The following is a 21,309-nucleotide window of genomic DNA, read 5'->3' on the forward strand; positions in this document are numbered from 1 at the left end:
CCTGCTTACACGGGTTGGCGGAAATCGTCGCTGGCTGGCGCCGCAGCTCCCACCCACTATGGGGCGGCACGACTACACGCGAATTCTCGCCTCAGTTCAAGGAGCGCCCGGCATGATCGAGATCGTGGTGAACGGTACAGGCCATCAGTTGGAAGACACGCTGGCGTCCACGCCCTTGCTCTGGGTCCTGCGCGACCGCCTGTACCTGACCGGCACCAAGTTCGGTTGCGGCGGTGGTTTCTGCGGCGCCTGCACGGTGCACCTGGACGGCACGCCGATCCGCTCCTGCCAGTTCCCCCTGGCGGCTGCGGCGGGGCATGCGATCACTACCATCGAAGGGCTGTCCGCCGAGGGCGACCACCCGCTGCAACTCGCCTGGGTCGAGGAGGACGTGCCCCAGTGCGGCTACTGCCAATCCGGCCAGTTGATGTCGGCGGCGGCATTGCTGGCCTCCGGCACCGCCATCGACGATGACACCATCCGTTCAGCCATGGCCGGCAACATCTGCCGCTGCGGCACCTACCCGCGCATCGCCAAGGCCATCAAGCGTGCCGCCGCAGCACAGGGGGACGCCACATGAGCCTGGCCCGGCCGCTGGCGCGGCGCACCTTCCTCAAGCATTCGGCGACCCTGGCCTCGGGCCTGGCCATCGGCTTCCACCTGGGCGGCGCCCAGGCCGGGCGCGAACTCGGCACGGCCGCCGGGGCCACGGCGCCCTTCGAGCCCAACGCCTGGGTGCGGGTGCTGGCCGACGGCACGGTGAGGATCGTGGTGCACAAGCACGACTCCGGCACCGGCACCCACACCGCGCTGGCCGCCTGCGTCGCCGAGGAACTGGACCTGGACCCGCTGGAGGTGCAGGTGATCACCCCCGAGAACCCCTTCTTCGAGGCCTACCGGCACCCGCTGTGGAAAGTGTTTTCCACCGGCGGCAGCACCAGCGTTTCCCTGGAATACGGGCGTCTGCGTGAGGCCGGCGCCACCGCGCGCACCCTGCTGGTAGAGGCTGCGGCGCTGCGCTGGGGCGTGGCGCCCAGTGATTGCACCACCCGGGACGGGCAGGTGCTGCATGCCGCCAGCGGCCGCCGCGCGGGCTACGGCGAGCTGGCCGACGCCGCCGCACAATTGCCGGCGCCCAAAGAGGTGAAGCTCAAGGACCCGGCGCAGTTCCGCTACATCGGCAAGCTGCGCCACAAACGCCACGCGGCGGACAAGGTGCGCGGGCGCTTCGAGTACGGCATCGACGCCCGGGTGCCGGGCATGTGGGTGGCGGTGGTGCAGCGCAGCCCGGTGGTCAACGGCCGGGTGGCGAGGATCGACGACAGCGCGGCGCTGAAGGTGCCCGGCGTGCACCGGGTCATCCGCATCCCCGCGCAGGACAAGGTGCTCGGCGGCAACCAGGAAGGCGTGGCGGTGCTCGCCGCCGACTACTGGGCCGCCAAGCTGGGGCGCGCCGCGCTGGTGGTGGAGTGGCAGGGCGGCCTGGATGATTTCGACAGCGAGCAGCTGGCGGCAACCCAGGCCAAGGCGCTGGAAACCGCCGGCGCCACGCCGGTGCCGACGCTGCAGGCCGGTGACGCCGCTGCGGCCCTGGGCGGTGCCGGGCGGGTGATCAAGGCCGACTACCGCATGCCCGGCAAGATGCAGAACCCCCTGGAGCCGGTGTGCATCATCGCCTGGCTCGACGCAGGCGGGATCACCTTCAAGGGCGGCGTGCAGGTGCCGTCCTTCGCCATGGAGGCGGCCGAGGTGATCTGCGGCCTGCCACCGGAAAAAGTGCACATCGACGAGATGGTCTCCGGCGGCAGCTTCGGCGCTCGGGAGGCCAAGTACTGGCTGTTCGAGGTCGCCTACCTGGCCGCCCAGGCCAAGGTGCCGGTGAAGCTGATGAACAGCCGTGAGGACGAGATGCGCGCCCTCTACGGCCACCCCGCCACCCTGCACCGCCTGGAAGGGGCCCTGGATGGCGAGGGCGCCCTGCAGGCCCTTAGGCTGCGCGCGGTGTCCCCGGCCTCGCCGGAGATGTGGGAGCCGGGCTACTTCGAGCGCCCGGACCACATGGACTACAGCACCACCGAGGCCATCTCCGCCTTCGACTTCGCCTACCGCGCGCCGCACCTGGACCTGGCCTGGCTGCGCCACGAAAGTGGCGTGCCCAGCGGCTGGTACCGCTCGGTGAGCTTCATCCCCAACGTCTTCGCGGTGGAGAGCTTCATGGACGAGCTGGCCCAGGCCGGCGGCCGCGATCCGCTGGATTTCCGCCTGGCGCACATGCACGAACGGCCGCGCCATGTGGAGGTGCTGCGCACCGCGGCGAAGCGCGCCGGCTGGGGCCACGCGGCGGAGGCGGACTCGGCCCTGGGCATCGCCACCAACCAGGGCTACGGCAGCTTCATCGCGGTGATCGCCCAGGTGGCCCGGCGCAACGGCACGGTGCAGGTGGAGCGCCTCACCTGCGTGGTGGATTGCGGCCTGGCGGTGTCCCCCGGCGGGGTGGAGGAACAGCTCCAGGGCGGGCTGATGTGGGGGCTCGGCCATGCGCTGTTCGACCGCCTCGACATCCGCCAGGGCCAGGTGGTGCAGAGCAACTTCCACGACTACCGGGTGGCGCGCATGTCGGACATGCCGGCGCTGGACATCCAGGTGCTCGAAGGCGCGCGGGACACGCCCGGCGGCATCGGCGAGCTGGCCAGCCCGGCGGTGGCGCCGGCCATCGCCAACGCGGTGTTCCGGCTCACCGGCAAGCGCCTGCGAGACACGCCGCTGGCGCTGGATGGCCTGGGCTGAACGGGGTGAACTGAACGGCTTGCGGAGGCTGCATGGACTTACGACTGCTGCGCTATTTCTCGGTGCTCGCCGATGAACTGCACTTCGGCCGTGCGGCCACCCGGCTGCACATGTCGCAACCGCCCCTGAGCCAGCAGATACGCCTGCTGGAGGAAGCCCTGGGCACGCGCCTGTTCGAGCGCAGCCACCACCGGGTGGAACTGACCGAAGCCGGCCGCACCCTCAAGCAGCAGGTGCCGCTGGTGTTCGAGCAGCTGAACCGCGCGCTCGACCTCACCCGCCAGACCGCCCGTGGCCAACTGGGCGAACTGGAGATCGGCATGATCAGCTCGGTGATGGTCGGCGTGCTGCCCAAGGCGTTGCACCGCTTCCGCACCCGCTACCCGGACGTGCGCTGGCGCCTGCACGAGATGACCCCGGCGGCGCAGCTGGTGGCGCTGAAGGAGCACCGCATCGACGTCTGCGTGTTCCGCGTCGGCCATGACGACCCCGGCCTGCGCAACGAGCTGCTGCTTTACGAACCCCTGCGCGCGGTGCTGCCGGCGGAGCACCCGCTGGCCCAGCGCGCGACCTTGGCGCCCGTCGACCTGGCGGGGGAGTTCTTCGTGACCCTGGAGCTGAACCAGTCGAGCTTCGCCAACTTCCTCGTGCAGTGCTGCGTGCAGGTGGGCTTCAGCCCGCTGATCCTGCAGCAGGTGATCGAGGTGCAGACGCTGCTCGGGCTGGTCCAGGCGGGGTTCGGCGTGGCGCTGCTCCCGGCGTCGCTGGAGCAGCTGGCGCCGGCCGGGGTGGTGTTCCGCCGCCTGCAGCCGCCCCTGCCGGAGGTGCCGCTATACGCCATCTACCGGGCGGGGGATGACTCGGCGGTGCTGCAGCGCTTCCTTGAAACCCTGCGCGAACAGAGCGCCACCGAGCGGCCGTTGCCGGCCTGACGTCTAACGGGCCAGCCACTCCAGCATGCCCAGCCCGGCGCGGCGGCCGCTGGCGAAGCAGGCGGTGAGCAGGTAGCCGCCGGTTGGGGCTTCCCAGTCGAGCATCTCGCCGGCGCAGAACAGGCCGGGCAGGGCCTTGAGCATCAGCTTGTCATCGAGGGCTTCGAAGGGCACGCCGCCGGCGGAGCTGATGGCCTCGTCCAGCGGGCGCGGGCGCACCAGGGTGATGGGCAATGCCTTGATGGCGGCGGCCAGGCGCGCCGGGGCGGTGAACACCTCGGCTGGGGTGAGCTCGCGCAGCAGCCCGGCCTTGACCCCGTCGATGCCCAGCTGGCTGTGCAGGTGCTTGGCCATGGAGCGCGCGCCGCGCGGCTTGGCCAGGGCCTTGATGACCTTCTCCAGCGGGTGGTTGGGCAGCAGGTCCAGGTGCACCGTGGCACTGCCATCGCGGGCGATGCGCTGGCGGATGCGTGCCGACAGCGCATAGACCAGGCTGCCCTCGATGCCGCCGGCGGTGAGCACGAATTCGCCCGGGCGGGGCGGCTCGTCGTCCAGGCGCAGGGCCACGGTCTTCAGCGGCGCACCGGCGAACTTGTCCTTGAGCAGTTGGCTCCAGCCTTCCACCTCGAAGCCGCAGTTGGCCGGTTGCAGCGGGGCGATGGCGACGCCACGGCCTTCCAGCAGCGGCACCCAGGCGCCGTCGGAACCCAGGCGCGCCCAGCTGCCGCCGCCCAGGGCGAGCAGGGTGGCGCGGGCTGCGACGCTGCGTTCGCCCTCCGCCGTGGCGATGCGCAGGTCGCCCTGTGCGTCCCAGCCCAGCCAGCGATGGCGGGTGTGGATGGCCACGCCCGCTTCGCGCAGGCGCTTGAGCCAGGCGCGCAGCAGCGGCGCGGCCTTCATGTCGGTGGGAAACACGCGGCCGGAGGTGCCGACGAAGGTGTCGATGCCCAGGCCGTGGATCCACGCGCGCAGCTCCTCGGCGCCGAAGCCGTGCAGCAGCGCGGCCACATCGTCGCGGCGTTCGGCATAGCGGGAGAGGAAGGCGTCGCTGGGCTCGGAGTGGGTGATGTTCATCCCGCCGACACCGGCCAGGAGGAACTTGCGGCCCACCGAGGGCATGGCGTCGTAGAGGTCGACCCGCACGCCGGCGAGCGCCAGCGTTTCGGCGGCCATCAGGCCGGCGGGGCCGCCACCGATGATGGCGACGGGGAGGGAATTCTGGGTCATGGCGGGCTTGGCGAGGTTGGGCTGGCGCGCATTCTAGCGCAGGCCTCGCCAGCGGGCATGGGCGCCGCACGGGGCGGCGCCCGGCGGGCTCACTGCTGCTGGCGCAGTTGCGGCTCGGCCTGCGGTTGTTGCTGGTGTTGCTGCTCGATACGGGCCTGGGCGGCCTTGGCCTTCTGTACGTACTGCTGGTAGGCGGGGATGGCGATGGCGGCGAGGGTGCCGATCACGAACAGCAGCGCGAAGCCGCCCGCCAGGCCGATCAGCCAGGCACTGCCCTTGGTTCGGCCGTACTTGGCGTTCCAGGTCTGGTCGCTGGTGCAGAAGAACACGATGGCCTCGATCAGCGAGATCAGGCTGGGGATGCCGGTGCCGATGAACAGCAGGTAGAACAGCCCCCACCACTGGCCCAGGTAGAAACGGTGGAAGCCGAGGCCGCCGAGGAATAGCGCGAGGAAGCCCGCGACGATCTTGCTCTTGGAGTTCAGGTTCTGGTCGGCGTTGCAGCGCGGGCAGGTCTGCGCTGTCGGGGTGATGGAGGAACCGCAGTTGCGGCAGAACACGCTTTCCGCTTCGAGGTTGGCGCTGGGTGCCTGGTAGGCATGGACTTCCATGGAGACATCCTTGTGGGGGAAAGCGGCGACTCTAGCAGTGGCACGAAACGACTGCTAGCAGGTGGCCATGATTCTGTGAGGGCGGCGGGGATTGGGGCCTGTGGGGGTGTTTGGGGAGGGGGGGGGAGTGTTGGGGGAGTTTTTGGGTGGGGGGTGGGCTTTGGTGTATTCGGTGGGCTGAAGCGGAGCGCCGCCCGGCCCACCCTACGGCTCGCTCTACGCCGCGCTCTACGGCCATCCTGTGCCCCGTCTTACGCCGGCGTTGTGGCGGGTTAGGCGAGGCCCTGGCTGTGCCAGACGCGGGCGGCGCTGTGGTGGAGGATGCCGTGGCGGCGGGCGAGGGCTTGGCGGTCCTTGCTGTAGCCGCCGCCGATGACGCCGACCACGGGGATGTCGCGGCCCAGGCAGTGGCGCATCACCGCTTCGTCGCGGGCGGCGACGCCGGCATCGGTGAGCTTCAGGTAGCCCAGGGCATCGTCCTGGTGCACGTCCACGCCGGCGTCGTAGAGCACCAGGTCGGGCTGGTAGAGCGGCAGCAGGTAGTTCAGCGCGTCGTCCACCACCCTGAGGTAGTCGGCGTCGCCCATGCCCATCGGCAGGGGGATGTCCCAGTCGCTCTCGGCCTTGCGCACGGGGAAGTTCTTCTCGCAGTGCAGGGACACGGTGATGGTCTCGGGTGTGTCGGCGAGGATGCGCGCGGTGCCGTCGCCCTGGTGCACGTCGCAGTCGAAGATCAGCACGCGTCCGACCCGGCCGGCCGCTAGCAGGTAGCGGCTGATCACCGCCAGGTCGTTGAAGATGCAGAAGCCCGCCGGGAAGTCGTAATGGGCGTGGTGGGTGCCGCCAGCCAGGTGGCAGGCGAGGCCGTGCTCCAGGGCCAGCTCGGCGGCCAGCACCGAGCCGCCGACGGCGCGGATGGTGCGCCGGGCCAGGGCCTCGCTCCAGGGCAGGCCGAGGCGGCGCTGGTCCTCGTGGGCCAGCTCGCCCTGCAGGTAGCGGGCGATGTAGTCGGGGCAGTGGGCGAGGGCGAGGATGTCGGCCGGGCACAGCTCGGGGCGCAGCAGCTGCTCGTCGCGGACCAGCCCGCTGTCCACCAGGTGGTCGCGCAGCAGGCGGAACTTCTCCATGGGGAAGCGGTGCCCGTCGGGGAAGGGCGGGCTGTAGTCGTCGTGGTAGACCAGCGGCAAAGGCATAATGCGGAGCTATTTTTCATCGGCCGGGGCGCAAGAGTACCCCGCTGGCTGTCCATGCCGTAAGCACCACCACGCTTGGAGGAACCGACCATGCCCATCGAAACGCAAAGCCCGCGCCTGTTGCTGCGCGCCTGGCGCGACGACGACCTCGATCCCTTGGCCGCGCTCTGCGCCGACCCCGAGGTGATGCGCTACTTCCCCGGCACCCAGAGCCGCGAGGAGGCCGCCGCGCTGATCCAGCGCGCCCGCGCCCACGCCGCCGAACACGGCTTCGGCCTCTGGGCCCTGGAGCGCAAGGACAACGGCGAATTCATCGGCTTCACCGGGCTGGGCAAGGTCGGCTTCGAGGCGCCCTTCACCCCGGCCACCGAGATCGGCTGGCGCCTGGCCCGCGCCCACTGGGGCCAGGGTTACGCCAGCGAGGCGGCGCGCGCAGCCCTGGCCTGCGCCTTCGACACCCTGCAGCTGGCCCAGGTGGTGGCCTTCACCACCCCGGCCAACAGGGCCTCCAGCGCGGTGATGGAACGCATCGGCATGACCCGTGACGAGGCCGGCGACTTCGAGCACCCGAAGGTGGAAGTCGGTCACCCGCTGCGCCGCCACATCCTCTACCGTATCCACCGCCAGGCTTGGCTGGAGCGGCCATGAGCGATGAGGTTCGCGCCTACCACGCCCTGAGCAAGCACCGCCCGGATGCCTGGGCCCCCGGCCCCGGGCGCCTGGAGTGGTCGACCCAGCCGGCGCCGTTCCGCCGCTACGCGGGCGCTCGCTGCATCGCCCTGCCGCGCCGGCCGCTGGAGGAAACGCCGCGCTACGACCAGCCCTTCGCCGGGCCCGTCAGCGCCCCCGCGCCCTTCGATGCCGCCAGCATCGGCCAACTGCTCTACGACAGCCTGGCCCTCTCGGCCTGGAAGGAGGACGGCGGCAACCGCTGGGCGCTGCGGGTCAACCCGTCCTCCGGCAACCTGCACCCCACCGAGGCCTACCTGCTGGCACCAGCCGGCAGCCTGGACGGCCCGGCGCTGCTGGCCCACTACGCACCGGACCTGCACGGCCTGGAGGTGCGCGCCGAGTTGCCCGCTGCCCTGGCGCTGCCGGCAGGCGGCTTGCTGCTGGGGCTTTCCAGCATTCACTGGCGCGAGGCCTGGAAGTACGGCGAGCGTGCCTACCGCTACTGCCAGCACGACCTCGGCCACGCCCTGGCGGCCATTGCCATCGCCGCCTCCGCCCTGGGCTGGCGGGTGCGCCTGCTGGGCCAGGTGCCCGATGCCCGCCTGGACGCCCTGCTGGGGCTGGACCGGCCCGGCTTCGAGGAGGCCGAACGGGCCGATGCGCTGCTGTGGATAAGTGCGCCGGACGCGCCGCTGCCCCGGCTGCCGGGCACCTTGCTCGACGGCCTGGCCGCGCTGGAGCTGGACGGTGTGCCCAATCGCCTGTCCCGCGAGCAGCGCCACTGGCCGGAGCTGGAACGGGTGCTGCAGCTGTGCCGCGCCCCGGCGCAGGCCGACAGCGACGACGCCTTCACCCCCGGCCGGCAGAGCGACGACAACCCTGGCCTGCCGTTGCGCCCGCTGTTGCACCGGCGCCGCAGCGCCCAGGCTATGGACGGGCGCACCGGCATCCACGCCGAGCTGCTGCTGGCCTGGCTGCGCCGGCTGATGCCGGAAAACTCGCCGGTGCCCCTGGCCCTGGCGGGGGCACCGCAGGTGGACCTGCTGCTGTTCGTGCACCGCGTGCAGGGCCTGGAGCCCGGCCTCTACTGGCTGGCCCGTGGCGCCGCGGCGGACGCCGAGCTGGCGCAGGGGCTGCGGGAGGATTTCCTCTGGCGGCGGGTGCCCGGCGAACTGCCGCTGTACCGCCTGCTGGAAGGTGATGCACGGGGTCTGGCGGGCTTTCTTTCCTGCGGGCAGGACATCGCCGCCGACGGCTGCGTCGCCCTGGCCATGCTGGCGCGCTTCGACCAGGCCCTGGAACAGGGCGCCTGGCGCTACCCGAGGCTGTTCTGGGAATGCGGCCTGCTCGGCCAGCTGCTGTACCTGGAAGCCGAAGCGGCGGGGCTTTCCGGCACCGGCATCGGCTGTTATTTCGACGATGCGGTGCATGAACTGCTCGGACTTGCCGACAGCCGCTGGCAAAGTCTTTACCATTTCACCCTTGGCCGCGCCCGCTGGGATGAGCGCCTGACGACGTCACCGGCCTATCCTGAATGAACTCGACCCCGACCCTGAACGGGGCAGCCGCCTTGCAGAGGAGATACCCCACATGACCCAGGTGCTGGATGATCTGGTCGCCTTGCTGAGCCTCGAATCCATCGAGGAGAACCTCTTCCGTGGCACCAGCCAGGACCTGGGCTTCCGCCAGCTGTTCGGCGGCCAGGTGCTCGGTCAGTCGCTGTCGGCGGCCAGCCAGACGATGGAAGAGGAGCGCCACGTGCACTCCATGCACGGCTACTTCCTGCGCCCGGGCGACGCCACCCTGCCGGTGGTCTACACCGTGGACCGGGTGCGCGACGGTGGCAGCTTCAGCACCCGGCGGGTGACGGCGATCCAGAAGGGCCAGCCGATCTTCACCTGCAGCGCCTCGTTCCAGGCCGACGAGAACGGCTTCGAGCACCAGATCACCATGCCCCAGGTGCCCGGGCCGGAGAACCTGCCCTCGGAGCTGGAGCTCACCCGGCAGAACGCCCACCTGATTTCCGAGCGCATGCGCGACAAGTTCCTCTGCGACAAGCCCATCGAAATCCGCCCGGTCACCGCCAACAACCCCTACGACCCCAAGCCCGGCGAGCCGATCAAGTACGTCTGGTTCCGCGCCGACGGCAACCTCCCGGACATCCGCGCCCTGCACAAATACGTGTTGGCCTATGCCTCGGACTTCGGCCTGCTGACCACCGCCATGCTGCCCCACGGGGTTTCGGTGTGGCAGAAGTTCATGCAGGTGGCCAGCCTCGACCACTCGCTGTGGTTCCACCGCGACCTGCGCGCGGACGACTGGCTGCTGTACTCCATGGACAGCCCCTGGTCCGGCAACGCCCGCGGCTTCTCCCGCGGCAGCATCTTCAATCGCGCCGGCCAGCTGGTGGCCTCGGTGGCCCAGGAAGGGCTGACCCGCGTGCGCGAAGACTGGAAATAACCCCCGCGCCCACCCCGTAGGAGCGAGCTCTGCTCGCGAAGCGCTCCGCCGAGTGGGCCACGGCGTATGGCCCGACTCCGTTGGTGGACATAAAAAGCGATGTCCACCCGCCCGAAATGCCCCGGTGCCCCACGACGACCGGGCCCGGGTAGGGTGGATGACGCTCTTTTCATCCACCAATCGGTGTTCCCGGCCTGCACCCTGGGCGAGTTTTGCACCGCATGGGTTTCCCTGCGCTCTACCCATCCTACGTGTGCCTTGCAGGTGCTTCGTAGGATGGGTAGAGCCGTGCGAAACCCATCACCTCGGTATCCCCAGGCGTCCCCACGGCCAGCCTCAGGACAACTGCTGCTTCAACGCATCGCTCTGGCCGAGGACGCGGGGCATGTCTTCGTAGCGGATCCACCATTGGCCTTGCCATTCCATGAGGTTGACCTGGTGGTGGCCCTGCCATTTCAGCAGGCGGCGACGGGGCTGGTGGTCGGGCGTGCGTTGGCCGTCGAGGAGGGCGGGGAGCACTTCCTGGGTGATCCACTGGCGCAAGCTGCGGTTTTCCGGGTGGTAGAAGTTCACCAGCAGCAGGCTGTGCAGGCCGCTTTCGTTCACCAGCAGCTCGTCGGTGAATTGCCCGGCCTCGTGGCGCAGGGTTTCCTGGCGCCACTGGTCGGCGTCGAGCTTGGCGGTGAGGCGCATGTCCAGGCGGCTGTTGGTGAGGCGGGCGAGGTCGCGGCAGCAGAACCAGGGCAGGCCGTCGATCAGCACGACGTTGAGGGGGCGGCGGTAGCGGATGAAGCGCGTGGCGATGCGGTAGTCAGTCATGGCGCGCCTCCGGGGTGGAGGGGCGGCAGGTGATGCGCTGTTGCGACTGGATGGCTCGCATGTTCCAGAACTCCTGTGCTGGACGTGGAGCCGCCACCGAGGGGAAGGGTGGCGGACCGTGCAGGGCTAGAGACCCCGGCAAACACGCAAACCGGATGGGCATACGCCCGTCCCGCACGGTCCGCCATAGACGGCCAGGAAGCCGGAACCCGAGGGGACCGTCTTTCTGCTATGGCGTGTGATGCGTGTGTTGGATTTCGGGGTCTCTAATCCCGGTCATGACCAAGGCCACGACGGGGCGAGAAGCTACTGAGCGGTCCTGTAGGACGGCAATGCAGTTGTCGCGTAGGGAACGGCCTTCAAGCTACCGCAAGTCGTTGGTTAATCCCGCTGTAAGACCCTGAGTGAAATATTTCCAACGGGTCGATGTTATTAGGCGATTTGCTGTAGGAGAATCCTCACAAATCTTTATTGCCAATCGCAATTTAAACCCGCTCGAAAAGTGCTAATGCGTTTAAAAACACATACTGGCTATTTGCTCTTTGTTGCGTAAGTAAAACGCTATTTATACTTCCTCTTATTTCCTACAAAGCCCTGAAAGCCCCGCCAATACATAGGTTTGAAGCCCTGTAGGCCCTGTGATGGCACATTGCGCCAGCGTGCTGGCACCTTCAGCTTTTTGAACGCCGCCGAATTTCTACTACGGTCCCATTCACTGGTACGCAAGTGCTCGTGGAGTCTTGGGTGTTGTAGGAGTTTTCATAATGAACCGCGCTCAGTTTTTGATTTCGTCCCTCGTACTTCTGCCTCTCTCTTCTACGCTCGAGGCCGCCGGGACGGTCCAGGGACAGTTGGGTGTGCAGCTCGTGATTGGCGCCGGTTGCACCGTGAACAACGGCAGTAACAACGGCAGTGCGAACACATTCGGCAGCATCGCCTTCGGTACCTACCCGAGCTTGAACAGCATCATCGAAGCCCAGTCCGTGGGGGCTTCGGCGGGCAGTTCGTTCGGCGTGACCTGCACCATCGGCACCAACTATTCGGTGGCGCTGGATTCGGGCCTGCATGCCACCGGCAACCAGCGCAACATGAGTGCCGGCGCCACCGATGTGATCGCCTACAACCTCTACAAGGAGGCGGCGCGCACCACGCTCTGGGGCAACGGCAGCAACGGCGGCACGGCCCTGGCCGCCACCGGCACCGGCGCCAACCAGGAGCTGGTGGTGTATGGCCGCGTACCGCCGCAGACGACACCCGCCACCGGCACCTACACCGATACCGTCCAGGTGACCATCACCTGGTAAGCGTTGTGACCGGGCCCGGCGCCCGCAATGACCACTGCGACACGGAAGTAAGACTCACAGCCAGGAACCGCCATGGTCTGCCATTGCGACAGCAAGTGGATGTGGCTGGTGCTGATGGTTTCGACGACGGTCTGTCCGTCGATCCATGCCGCCAGCAAGAGCGCCACCATCGGAATAGCCGCTGAAGTCCTGCCGGCCTGCAGCGCCGGCAGCACGGTACCGGCGACCCTCGGCCAGTTCGGCACCCTGGATTTTGGCACCCACTTCAACCTCGCCGCGCAGGTCACTGTGGTCGGCACGGCGGGAGCCGGTGCACTGCGGGTCAACTGCCTGACCAGCACCCCCTATCGCGTACTGATCAGCGCCGGCGGCAGCGGCAACGTCAATGCCCGCCGCATGACCGGGCCCTCGGCAGCCCAGGTCAGCTACAACCTCTACACCTCCGCCACCTACGACACCGTGTGGGACAACAGCATCGGCGTCACCGGCACCGGCAACGGCCAGGACCAGCTGCTGCCGGTGTACGGCCGCGTGCCGGTACAGGCCGCGCCGCTGTCGGGCACCTACACCGACACCGTCACCGTGACGGTGAGCTGGTGATGGTGCGCCGGCCCCTGGTCGCCAGCCTGGCCCTGCTGCCGGGCCTGGGCTGCTTCGCCGACACGGGCCTCAACGAGCTGCAGATCACCCAGCTGTTCGAGATCAAGGCGGCGGTGACCGCCGGCTGCATCCTGGGCAGCGGCAGCAGCGACGTGACCACCTACGGCAGCATCAACTTCGGCCAGGTCAGCACCCTGCCCAGCGACGTGACGCGGGTCAGCACGGTGGGCAACGGCTCCATCCAGTTGCAGTGCACACCCGGCACCTCGCTGAGCATCGCCCTCAACGCCGGGCTCAACACCGCCAGCGTCACCGGCGGCCGCTACATGATCAAGGGCGCCGAGACCCTGCGTTACCAGCTGTACAAGGACGCCGGCTACAGCGCCGTCTGGGGGGATGGCAGCAACGGCGCCACGGCCATGAGCCTGACCTACAGCGCCACCAGCGGCACCCAGTCCTACCCGGTGTATGCGCGGCTGTTCGCGGTGGCGACCATGCCCAGCGCCGGGATCTACACCGACACGGTGACCGTCACCGTGACCTATTGAGAAGGGGAAGCCCATGCACCGAACCGCCCTAGGACATGGCCTGCGCACCGGCGTCATCGCCGCCTTGCTGGGGCTGGGCCTGACGGCGGCGAACACGGCCATGGCGGCGAGCTCGGTGCTGATCTGGCCGATCAACCCGACCATCGAGGCCGAACAGAAGGCCGCCGCGCTGTGGCTGGAGAACCGTGGCCAGCAACCCGTCGACCTGCAGGTGCGGGTGATGGCCTGGCGCCAGGGCAACTTCGACGACCAGCTCGACGCCCAGCGCACCATCATCGGCAGCCCGCCGGTGGTGACCATCGCCCCAGGCAAGCGACAGATGATCCGCCTGATCGCCACCCAGCCGGCGCCGGCCGGCACCGAGCAGGCCTACCGGGTGCTGGTGGACGAGATGCTGCGCCCGGATGCCCAGGTGGACCCGCAACTGGGGGTGAAATTCCAGATGCGCTATTCGGTGCCGCTGTTCGTGTTCGGCGGTGGCGCGGGGCCGGAGCCGGTGAGCGGCGCCAAGCCCCGCGAGGGGGTGCAGATCCTCCAGCCCAGGCTCAGCTACCAGGTGCGCCAGGAAGGAGGCCGGCGCTACCTGTTCCTCAGCAACCAGGGGCCGGCCCATGCCCGGCTGTCCAAGGTATCGCTGCGCCAGGGGGGCGCCAGCACACTGATCGCCGATGGCCTGCTGGGCTACGTGCTGCCCGGCGCGCAGATGCGCTGGCAACTGCCGGAGCGGGCGCCGAGCGGCAATTTCGTGCTGGAGGCGCGGATCAACGAGCAGGCCGAGCCCCAGCCGATACCGGCCCATTGAACAGCGGCCGGGCGACTGCCGAAGGATGGCGCATATTGGGGGCAACGGGCGCAACACAACGGCATGGGCATGGCGCCTGTGGGGCGGGCTGCTGCTCGTTCTGCTGCTGGGCGGAGCGCCCTGGGCGGCCGAGCCCAACCCGCCGCCCGCCGAGGCCGCCGCAGCTGCGCCCGTCGACTCCAGCCCAGGGCCGGGCCCGGGCGAGCCGGCGGCCACCGACCCTGGCGCGGCGCCGGGGGAGTACACCCTCTACCTGGAGCTGGTGGTCAACGAGATGCCTACCGACAAGGTGGTGCCGGTGATCGTCCGTGCTGGCCACTACTGGGTCGAGGCCGAGGACCTGCGTGGTGCTGGCGTGCGCCTGCCCGAGGGCGCCAGCGGGCCCCAGGCGCTGGATGCCATCGAAGGCCTGGGCAGCGAGTACGACCAGGAGCTGCAACGCCTGAAGCTGACGCTGCCCAGCGAGTGGCTGCCGCGCCAGGAGGTGGGTGATACCAGCGTGTATGCGCGCACCCCGGCCCGCGCCGACTTCGGCGCGCTGTTCAACTACGACCTCTACTACACCGACAGCGATGCCGGGCAGCGCTACGCCAGCACCTGGCTGGAGCAGCGCCTGTTCGGCAGCCGCGGCACCCTGGGCAACACGGGCGTGTACCGCAAGAGCTTCGGCGACAGCGAGGGCGAGGGGGACGGCTACGTGCGCTACGACACCCTGTGGACCCTCAACGACCAGGAGAGCCTGCGCACCTTGCAGGTGGGCGACCTGGTCACCGGGGCGCTGACCTGGAACAGCGCGGTGCGGGTGGGCGGCGTGCAGATGTCGCGTAACTTCGGCCTGCGCCCGGACCTGGTCACCTACCCCCTGCCGCGCTTCAGCGGCGATGCCGCGGTGCCGAGCACGGTGGACCTGTTCATCAACAATGCGCGGGTCAGCAGCGACGACCTGCAGCCCGGCCCCTTCACCGTGAGCAACGTGCCCTACATCAGCGGCGCGGGCACCGCCACGGTGGTGACCACCGACGCCCTGGGGCGCCAGGTGTCCACCGACGTGCCCTTCTACGTGACCAACACGCTATTGCAGAAGGGCCTGTACGACTACTCCCTGGGTGTGGGCAAGCTGCGCGAAGACTACGGCGTGAAGAGCTTCGCCTATGGCAGCACAGTGAGCAGCGGCACCTTCCGCTACGGCATCAGCGACGCCTTCACCCTGGAGAGCCACGCCGAGCTGGGCGAGGAACTGCGCCTGGGCGGGCTCGGCGGCACCTTCGGCCTGGGCAACTGGGGCACCCTCGGCACCTCGTTTTCCCAGAGCACCTATGAAGGCCTGCGCGGCCATCAGGCCAGCCTCGGCTACAGCTATTACTCGCCGCTGTTCGGCTTCGCCTTCCAGCGTGTGCAGCGCAGCTCGGGCTTCGTCGACGTCAGCCAGGTCAGCGCCCTGGAGCTGGGCCGCGAGGAGCTGGGCCTGGCGCGGCGCACCGACCAGGTGACCTTCTCGGTGAGCCCGGAGGAGATCGGCAGCCTCGGCATCGGCTACTTCGCCAGCGAGACCCGCAGCGGCGAGCGCACCCGCGTGCTGAACTTCTCCTGGTCGCGCAGCCTGTGGGCCAACAGCAGCCTGTACGTGTCGATGAACCGCGAGTTGGGCACCTCGGGCTATTCGGCGCTGGTGCAGCTGATCATGCCGTTCGACATGCTTTCCACCTTCAGCGCCAGCGTCGAGCGCGACACCAACGGCAAGTACCGCGAGCGGGTCAACTACGGGCGCACCGCACCGAGCCAGGGCGGCGTCGGCTACAACCTCAGCTACGCCGCCGGTGGCGGCCGCTACACGCAGGCCGACGTCACCTGGCGCACGCCCTATACGCAGATGCAGCTGGGCGTGTACGACAACGATGGCGAGCGCACCCAGTGGGGCGATATCAGCGGCTCGCTGGTGTGGATGGACGGCGGGGTGTTCCCCAGCAACCGCATCAACGACGCCTTCGTGCTGGTCAGCACCTCGGGCTTCGCCGACGTGCCGGTGAACTTCGAGCACCAGCTGCTGGGCCACACCGACAGCCGCGGTCACCTGCTGGTGCCCTGGGTGCCGTCCTACTACCGCGCCAATTACGAGATCGACCCCCTGGGCCTGCCGGGCAACGTGCGTATCCCGGATATCTCCCAGGAGATTGCCGTGCACCAAGGCAGCGGCGCCCTGCTGGAGTTCCCCATGGCGCGGGTGGTGGCGGCGAGCATCCTGCTGATCGACGTGCGTGGCGAGGTGCTGCCGCGCGGCGCCATCGCCCGGGTCGAGGGGCGCGACCTGGAGGCCTATGTGGGCTGGGACGGGCTGGTGTATTTCGAGGGGCTGGAGCTGCGTAACGCGCTGCGCGTGGAGCTGCCCGACGGCAGCCACTGTGCGGTGACGGTGGAGCTGAAGAGCCTGGACGAGGAACTGGCGCAGATCGGCCCGCTGACCTGTCGTTGACCTGCACAAACGAGGAACGAGTCATGGATGCGAAGCGCAATATCCTCTCCCTCCTGCTGCTGGCGCTGCTCTGGCTCGGCGCGGGGCGCGCCTGGGCGGCCTGCACCACGGTGAACCCGGCGGTGAGCCTGGGCAGTGTCAGCTCCTTTGCGATGAACGCGTCCGCCCAGGGCAACCTCGGCGGCGCTGGGCTGACCTGTGCCTCCTTCCTCTCGCTGCTGGCGGCCAACTACGTGCAGGTCACCCTGCAGTCCGCCGCGCCGGTGCTCAGCGACGGCCAGGGCAACAGCATTCCGCTGAAGGTGTTCGTCAGCAACGGCGGCGCCGAGATCACCCCCGGCTCCACGGTGCAGCTGAGCAGCCTCGCGGTGCTGGCGCTGCTGACCAACGCCACCACCGGCATCAACCTGTACTTCCAGGCCCAGGCCGCCAACGTGCCCGCCGGCACCTACACCGCTTCGGTGGTGTTCACCTGGCGCTACGCCATCTGCGAATCCGGCGCGCTGAACCTGTGCAGCTGGCAACGCAGCCCGGGCGTCACCCAGAATTGCCCGGCGGGCCTCTGCGGCGCGCCCACCAACTGGGGGACCGGGGTGACCGCCACCAGCACCGTGACCATCGTAGTCACCAAGGCCTGCACCCTGAACAGCTACCAGAACGTCGACCTCGGCAGCCAGGCGCTGGTCAGCCAGTTCGCCTCGGTGACCCGCGCCATCACCCTGACCTGCACCAGCGACGAGGGTTACCTGGTCAGCTTCGACAACGGCCAGAACTACCAGGCGCCCTGGCGACGCATGGCCAGCGGCGCCAACCGCCTGGGCTACAACATCTACTTCCCCAATACGACGACGGTGTGGACCACCACGCAGAACCTGTCGCAGAAAGGCACGGGATTGCTGCAGACGGTGAACTTCCAGGTGACCGTCGACCCCACGCAGGCCAACGTGCCGGTGGGCACCTACATCGACAACGTGACCCTGATCATCAACTACTGACGGGACGGTGTACCCTGGCGCGCTGTTTCCCGAACCGTCCGGAGTAGAGACATGGGCCTGGCGCAGTTCCGCCATTGGGTGTTCGACATGGATGGCACCCTGACGATTGCCGTTCACGATTTCGCCGCGATCCGCCGCGAGCTGGCGATTCCCCCGGAGGATGACATCCTCCATCACCTCGCCGCGCTGCCGGCGGAAGAGGCCCGGGCCAAGCACGCCTGGCTGCTGGAGCACGAGCGCGAGCTGGCGCTGAATGCACGCCCGGCGGCCGGTGCCGTGGAGCTGGTGCGCCACCTGCACGCATGCGGCGTGCGCCTGGGCATCCTCACCCGCAACGCCCGCGAGCTGGCGCTGCTGACGCTGCAGGCCATCGGCGTGGACGATTGCTTCGCCCCGGCCGACATCCTCGGCCGCGACGAGGCGCCACCCAAGCCGCACCCGGGTGGCTTGCTGCACCTTGCCGAGCGCTGGGCCGTGGCGCCGGACGAGATGGTGATGGTGGGCGACTACCGCTTCGACCTCGACTGCGGCCGCGCCGCCGGCAGCGCCACGGTGCTGGTCAACCTGCCGGAAAACCCCTGGCCCGAACTTACCGATTGGTACGCCGAGGATTGCGCGCAGCTGTTGCTGTTGGCGCGGTAATCGGGTGCGTGCCAAGACCGCAACCGCATGGGTTTCGCTTCGCTCTACCCATCCTACGGGGGAGTGCTTCGTAGGATGGGAAGAGCCGTGCGAAACCCATCAAAGGCCCCACACGGAGCGGGTGGCTACAGGTCCCGTGCGGTGAAGGTGTCGCAGCGGTTGATGTCGCCGCGTTCGAAGCCGGTCTTGAACCAGCGCACCCGCTGGGCCGAGGTGCCGTGGGTGAAGGAGTCGGGCACCACCTGGCCGCGTGCCTGTTTCTGCAGGCGGTCGTCGCCGATGGCGTTGGCGGCGTTGAGGGCTTCTTCCAGGTCACCCGGCTCCAGCCAGTCCAGGCGTTTCTGCGCGTGGAAGGCCCAGACACCGGCGAGGCAGTCGGCCTGGAGTTCCTGGCGCACCAGTAGGCCGTTGGCGCCTTCCATCTTCTGGCCGCGCTGGCGCGCGGCATTGACCTTGGCGGAGACGCCGAGCAGCGTCTGCACGTGGTGGCCCACCTCGTGGGCGATGACATAGGCCTGGGCGAAGTCGCCGGCGGCGGAGAAGCGCTGGGCCATTTCGCGGAAGAAGTCCAGGTCCAGGTACACCTGGCGATCGCCGGGGCAGTAGAAGGGGCCGACCGCCGAGGAGGCGAAGCCGCAGGCCGATTGCACGCCGCCGTTGAACAGCACCAGTTTCGGGTCCTGATACTGGCGGCCGCCCTGCTGGAAGATGGCCTGCCAGGTGTCTTCGGTATCGCCGAGCACAGCGCGCACGAACTCCGCTTCCTGGTCGTCCCCCGGTGGCGCGCCGCTATGAGGGGGCGCGGTGGAGAGGCTGGCCTGGCCGGCGAGCTGGCCGAGGATGGTCAGCGGGTCTTCACCCATGAGCAGGCCGACCACCACCACCAGGGCGATGCCGCCCAGCCCGATGCTCTTGCCGCCGCCGAGGCGCATGCCGCCACTGCCGCTGCCGCGCGCATCCACCACGTTGTCGCTGCGTCTCGCCCGTTGCCAGCGCATGTGCCGATCCTTGTTCTTGTCGAGGCATTGAGTGTCGTAGCTGGCGGCGGGGTGCGCCAGCCCGGTCGTCAGCCGAGGCGGCCCGGCTCCGGCAGCAGACGCGCATGGGCCAGCAGTTGCACGGCGCCGCCGACCTGCACGCGGCCCTCACCGGTGACCTGTACATCCAGCCGGCTGGGGCGGCCGAGGAAACGCCCCTGGTTGAGGGCGAAGCCCTGCTCGCGGCGCTCCAGGCCCCGCTGTACCAGCCAGGCGGCGACCGGGCCGGCGGCGCTGCCGGTGGCGATGTCTTCGACCACGCCGAGGGGGTCCCAGGTGCGGCCTTCGCGGGCGTCGACGTCGAGGAGGAAGACGAAGGCCGCGCCTATGGCCGCCAGGTCGTCATCCAGCGGACGTTGCTGGCGGGCATTGGCCAGCCCGGCGCCGGTCACCGGCAGCAGCAGGTAGGGCAGGCCGGTGCTGACCACCTGCGGCGGGTGGCGGCTGTCCCATTCGCTGCTGAACGCGGCGGCGAAGCCCTGGGCGGCGCGGGCGTCCAGCTCGACGCCGAACTCGGCGATGCCCTGGTCCATCTCCGCGTAGAAGCCCTGGCCCTGGCGGCGGGTGGCCAGGGTGACGCGCTTGTCGCGCAGCTGCAGGGCCCATTCGGCGTGCTCGCCCGGGGCGTGCAGGTGGTGCAGCAGGGCGGCGGCGCCGAGGATCGGGTGGCCGGCGAAGGGCAGCTCCTCTTCCACGGTGAACACCCGCGCGGCGAACTCCCCGGGCTGGGCGCTCGGTTCGAGGAAGATCGACTCGAACTGGCGCAGCTCCTGGGTCAGTCCCTGCATGGCAGCGGGCGACAGGCCCCGGGCGTCGGGGAACACCGCCAGGCCGTTGCCGGCCAGCACGCGTTCTGCGAATACATCGACCTGCCAGTAATCCATTGCTGTTCCTCGTAAACGCGCGCGGCCGCCCAGGGGCGGCCGCGTTGTGGGGGTAGGGGAGCGCTAGTGTGCCGGATACTCGGCCAGCACGCTCTGCTGACCTTGCGCCGATACGCCGATCACCTGGTAAGCGTCCTGCATGCCGTCCATCTCCATGCCCGGCGAGCCCATGGGCATGCCCGGCACGGCGGCGCCGATCAGGTCCTTGCGCTCGCGCAGCTTGAGCACGTCGCTGGCCGGCACATGGCCCTCGACGAACTTGCCGTCGACCACGCCGGTGTGGCACGAGCCCAGGCCGTGAGGCACGCCGAGGCGGGTCTTGACCGAGGCCATGTCGCGCTCGACGTGGTCGTTGACCTGGATGCCGTTGTCCCGCAGGTGGCTGATCCAGGCCTTGCAGCAGCCACAGTTGGGGTCGCGGTAGACGTCCATGGAAACGGTCTCCGCCGCCTGGGCGAAGAGGGGTGCGAAGAGCAGGGAGGCGAGAAGGGCGCGGCGCATGGGAAAGCTCCTGAGCGTGGAATGGGCGACAGCTTATGCCTGTCGCCGCTGCGCTGCGCGCCTCGGCTGTTACGGGATGTACGCCGGTTGATATGGGTCAGTTTTCCCCGTTTCCGGGGACGCGTGCGTTGCCCTCGTAGGATGGGTAGAGCGGAGCGAAACCCATCAATGGGGCGCGCCAGGGAAAACGGCGTGCCGCTCCCGACCCCGCCTGGTAGAGGTAAAAAACGACCTCCACCCTACGCAGCGGTCATGTCCTTGGTGGGCGGGATGTTTCAAGGCGCCGGCCGCGCGGGGAAGTCCTTCAGCAGCTCGGCCACGGCCTGGTCGAAGCCTTGCTGGGTGAGCTTGGGGTCGTGCAGCTGGCGGCTGATCTGCGCTTCGAACAGCACCCGCTCGTCGAAGCCGTCGAGGATGCGCAGGGCGAGGCGGGCGCGTTCGTCCTGGGTCAGCTCGGTCTGGTTGTAGAGGGCGCCGCCTGGGGTGACCACCGGTCGCATGGTCACGCCTGGCTCCGGCGCCAGGCCCAGGGCGTAGATGATGGTCAGGTCGCTGCCGTGCTCCTGGTAGCGGTAGCCCTTGGCTTCCAGGGCCTTGTGCAGGGCGTTGTCGAAGCGTTCTTCCAGGTCCTGGCGGTGCCCCGGGGCACGCACCGGCTGGATGCTGAAGGTCATGTAGTGGCTGGTGCGCGCGGCCGGGGCGACGGTGACGCCGTCGTCGGGGGGCGCGGCGCAGGCGCCCAGCAGCATGGCGAGCAGCGGCAGGCTGAGGCGGGGCGGCAGCATGGGTGACTCCTTGGAATGGTCCTGGCTAGAGCCTAGCCGT

The 21,309-nt window shown here is 69.1% G+C and carries 21 protein-coding genes; 13 read left to right on the forward strand and 8 right to left on the reverse strand.

Annotated features, from left to right (window positions below; genetic code table 11):
• Positions 1 to 112: 112 nt before the first annotated feature.
• The 3 genes from PI990_RS05160 to PI990_RS05170 are packed head-to-tail and all read left to right on the forward strand — an operon-like array spanning position 113 to position 3,719.
• Positions 113 to 580 carry a (2Fe-2S)-binding protein gene (locus PI990_RS05160; RefSeq protein WP_271659990.1) on the forward strand — a complete coding sequence of 156 codons (468 nt, stop codon included), beginning with the start codon at positions 113 to 115 and terminating at the stop codon, positions 578 to 580.
• Positions 577 to 2,787, forward strand: a complete 2,211-nt coding sequence (locus tag PI990_RS05165) for a xanthine dehydrogenase family protein molybdopterin-binding subunit (protein ID WP_271659991.1) — start codon at positions 577 to 579, stop codon at positions 2,785 to 2,787. Before PI990_RS05160 ends, PI990_RS05165 begins: the two co-directional genes overlap by 4 nt.
• Before the next feature lie 32 nt (positions 2,788 to 2,819).
• On the forward strand, positions 2,820 to 3,719 hold the full coding sequence (locus tag PI990_RS05170; RefSeq protein ID WP_021217544.1) for a LysR substrate-binding domain-containing protein: 900 nt from the start codon (positions 2,820 to 2,822) through the stop codon (positions 3,717 to 3,719).
• A gap of 3 nt (positions 3,720 to 3,722) precedes the next feature.
• On the opposite strand, the gene PI990_RS05175 is transcribed toward PI990_RS05170, so the two are convergent.
• From PI990_RS05175 to PI990_RS05185, 3 genes are all read right to left on the reverse strand, one after another.
• Complete coding sequence (locus PI990_RS05175) at positions 3,723 to 4,946, reverse strand: TIGR03862 family flavoprotein (RefSeq protein WP_271659992.1); 1,224 nt, start codon at positions 4,944 to 4,946, stop codon at positions 3,723 to 3,725.
• An 89-nt stretch (positions 4,947 to 5,035) separates the two neighbouring features.
• Positions 5,036 to 5,557, reverse strand: coding sequence for a TM2 domain-containing protein (locus tag PI990_RS05180; protein ID WP_271659993.1), 522 nt, complete (start codon positions 5,555 to 5,557; stop codon positions 5,036 to 5,038).
• Between the two features lie 272 nt (positions 5,558 to 5,829).
• The gene (locus tag PI990_RS05185) at positions 5,830 to 6,750 is read right to left on the reverse strand and encodes a histone deacetylase family protein (protein WP_271659994.1); all 921 of its coding nucleotides are present in this window, start codon (positions 6,748 to 6,750) and stop codon (positions 5,830 to 5,832) included.
• 90 nt (positions 6,751 to 6,840) lie between these two features.
• Here PI990_RS05185 and PI990_RS05190 point away from each other — a divergent pair, with 90 nt between their 5' ends.
• The 3 genes from PI990_RS05190 to tesB are packed head-to-tail and all read left to right on the forward strand — an operon-like array spanning position 6,841 to position 9,882.
• Complete coding sequence (locus tag PI990_RS05190) at positions 6,841 to 7,398, forward strand: GNAT family N-acetyltransferase (protein ID WP_271659995.1); 558 nt, start codon at positions 6,841 to 6,843, stop codon at positions 7,396 to 7,398.
• The gene (locus PI990_RS05195; RefSeq protein WP_271659996.1) at positions 7,395 to 8,960 is read left to right on the forward strand and encodes a SagB/ThcOx family dehydrogenase; all 1,566 of its coding nucleotides are present in this window, start codon (positions 7,395 to 7,397) and stop codon (positions 8,958 to 8,960) included. Before PI990_RS05190 ends, PI990_RS05195 begins: the two co-directional genes overlap by 4 nt.
• A 52-nt stretch (positions 8,961 to 9,012) precedes the next feature.
• Complete coding sequence (gene tesB, locus PI990_RS05200; RefSeq protein ID WP_184492074.1) at positions 9,013 to 9,882, forward strand: acyl-CoA thioesterase II; 870 nt, start codon at positions 9,013 to 9,015, stop codon at positions 9,880 to 9,882.
• Between the two features lie 336 nt (positions 9,883 to 10,218).
• Here tesB and PI990_RS05205 read toward each other — a convergent pair whose 3' ends face one another.
• Positions 10,219 to 10,701, reverse strand: coding sequence for a BRO-N domain-containing protein (locus PI990_RS05205; protein WP_271659997.1), 483 nt, complete (start codon positions 10,699 to 10,701; stop codon positions 10,219 to 10,221).
• 857 nt (positions 10,702 to 11,558) lie between these two features.
• Here PI990_RS05205 and PI990_RS05210 point away from each other — a divergent pair.
• The 7 genes from PI990_RS05210 (at position 11,559) to PI990_RS05240 (ending at position 18,062) form a co-directional block, all read left to right on the forward strand.
• Positions 11,559 to 12,005, forward strand: coding sequence for a Csu type fimbrial protein (locus PI990_RS05210; RefSeq protein ID WP_271659998.1), 447 nt, complete (start codon positions 11,559 to 11,561; stop codon positions 12,003 to 12,005).
• A 72-nt stretch (positions 12,006 to 12,077) separates the two neighbouring features.
• The gene (locus PI990_RS05215; protein WP_271659999.1) at positions 12,078 to 12,605 is read left to right on the forward strand and encodes a Csu type fimbrial protein; all 528 of its coding nucleotides are present in this window, start codon (positions 12,078 to 12,080) and stop codon (positions 12,603 to 12,605) included.
• The gene (locus tag PI990_RS05220; protein ID WP_271660000.1) at positions 12,605 to 13,153 is read left to right on the forward strand and encodes a Csu type fimbrial protein; all 549 of its coding nucleotides are present in this window, start codon (positions 12,605 to 12,607) and stop codon (positions 13,151 to 13,153) included. Before PI990_RS05215 ends, PI990_RS05220 begins: the two co-directional genes overlap by 1 nt.
• A gap of 13 nt (positions 13,154 to 13,166) precedes the next feature.
• A complete protein-coding gene (locus tag PI990_RS05225) occupies positions 13,167 to 13,955 on the forward strand; it encodes a fimbrial biogenesis chaperone (RefSeq protein WP_442969316.1) in 789 nt (262 codons plus the stop codon).
• 25 nt (positions 13,956 to 13,980) lie between these two features.
• A complete protein-coding gene (locus PI990_RS05230) occupies positions 13,981 to 16,425 on the forward strand; it encodes a fimbria/pilus outer membrane usher protein (RefSeq protein WP_271660001.1) in 2,445 nt (814 codons plus the stop codon).
• Between the two features lie 23 nt (positions 16,426 to 16,448).
• On the forward strand, positions 16,449 to 17,420 hold the full coding sequence (locus PI990_RS05235) for a Csu type fimbrial protein (RefSeq protein ID WP_271660002.1): 972 nt from the start codon (positions 16,449 to 16,451) through the stop codon (positions 17,418 to 17,420).
• 51 nt (positions 17,421 to 17,471) lie between these two features.
• Positions 17,472 to 18,062, forward strand: coding sequence for an HAD family hydrolase (locus PI990_RS05240; RefSeq protein WP_271660003.1), 591 nt, complete (start codon positions 17,472 to 17,474; stop codon positions 18,060 to 18,062).
• 125 nt (positions 18,063 to 18,187) lie between these two features.
• Here PI990_RS05240 and ypfJ read toward each other — a convergent pair whose 3' ends face one another.
• The 4 genes from ypfJ to PI990_RS05260 all read right to left on the reverse strand — a co-directional run bounded on the left by ypfJ (position 18,188) and on the right by PI990_RS05260 (position 21,269).
• Entirely contained in the window at positions 18,188 to 19,060 is an 873-nt protein-coding gene (gene ypfJ, locus PI990_RS05245; protein WP_271660004.1) for a KPN_02809 family neutral zinc metallopeptidase, read from the reverse strand.
• A 68-nt stretch (positions 19,061 to 19,128) separates the two neighbouring features.
• Positions 19,129 to 19,983 carry a PhzF family phenazine biosynthesis protein gene (locus PI990_RS05250; RefSeq protein ID WP_271660005.1) on the reverse strand — a complete coding sequence of 285 codons (855 nt, stop codon included), beginning with the start codon at positions 19,981 to 19,983 and terminating at the stop codon, positions 19,129 to 19,131.
• Between the two features lie 63 nt (positions 19,984 to 20,046).
• The gene (locus PI990_RS05255) at positions 20,047 to 20,484 is read right to left on the reverse strand and encodes a DUF411 domain-containing protein (RefSeq protein WP_184492082.1); all 438 of its coding nucleotides are present in this window, start codon (positions 20,482 to 20,484) and stop codon (positions 20,047 to 20,049) included.
• Between the two features lie 275 nt (positions 20,485 to 20,759).
• Entirely contained in the window at positions 20,760 to 21,269 is a 510-nt protein-coding gene (locus PI990_RS05260; RefSeq protein ID WP_271660006.1) for a DUF4136 domain-containing protein, read from the reverse strand.
• Positions 21,270 to 21,309 lie beyond the last annotated feature (40 nt).

This window comes from Pseudomonas sp. TUM22785 (genome assembly GCF_028198105.1).
GTDB lineage: Bacteria > Pseudomonadota > Gammaproteobacteria > Pseudomonadales > Pseudomonadaceae > Metapseudomonas > Metapseudomonas solani.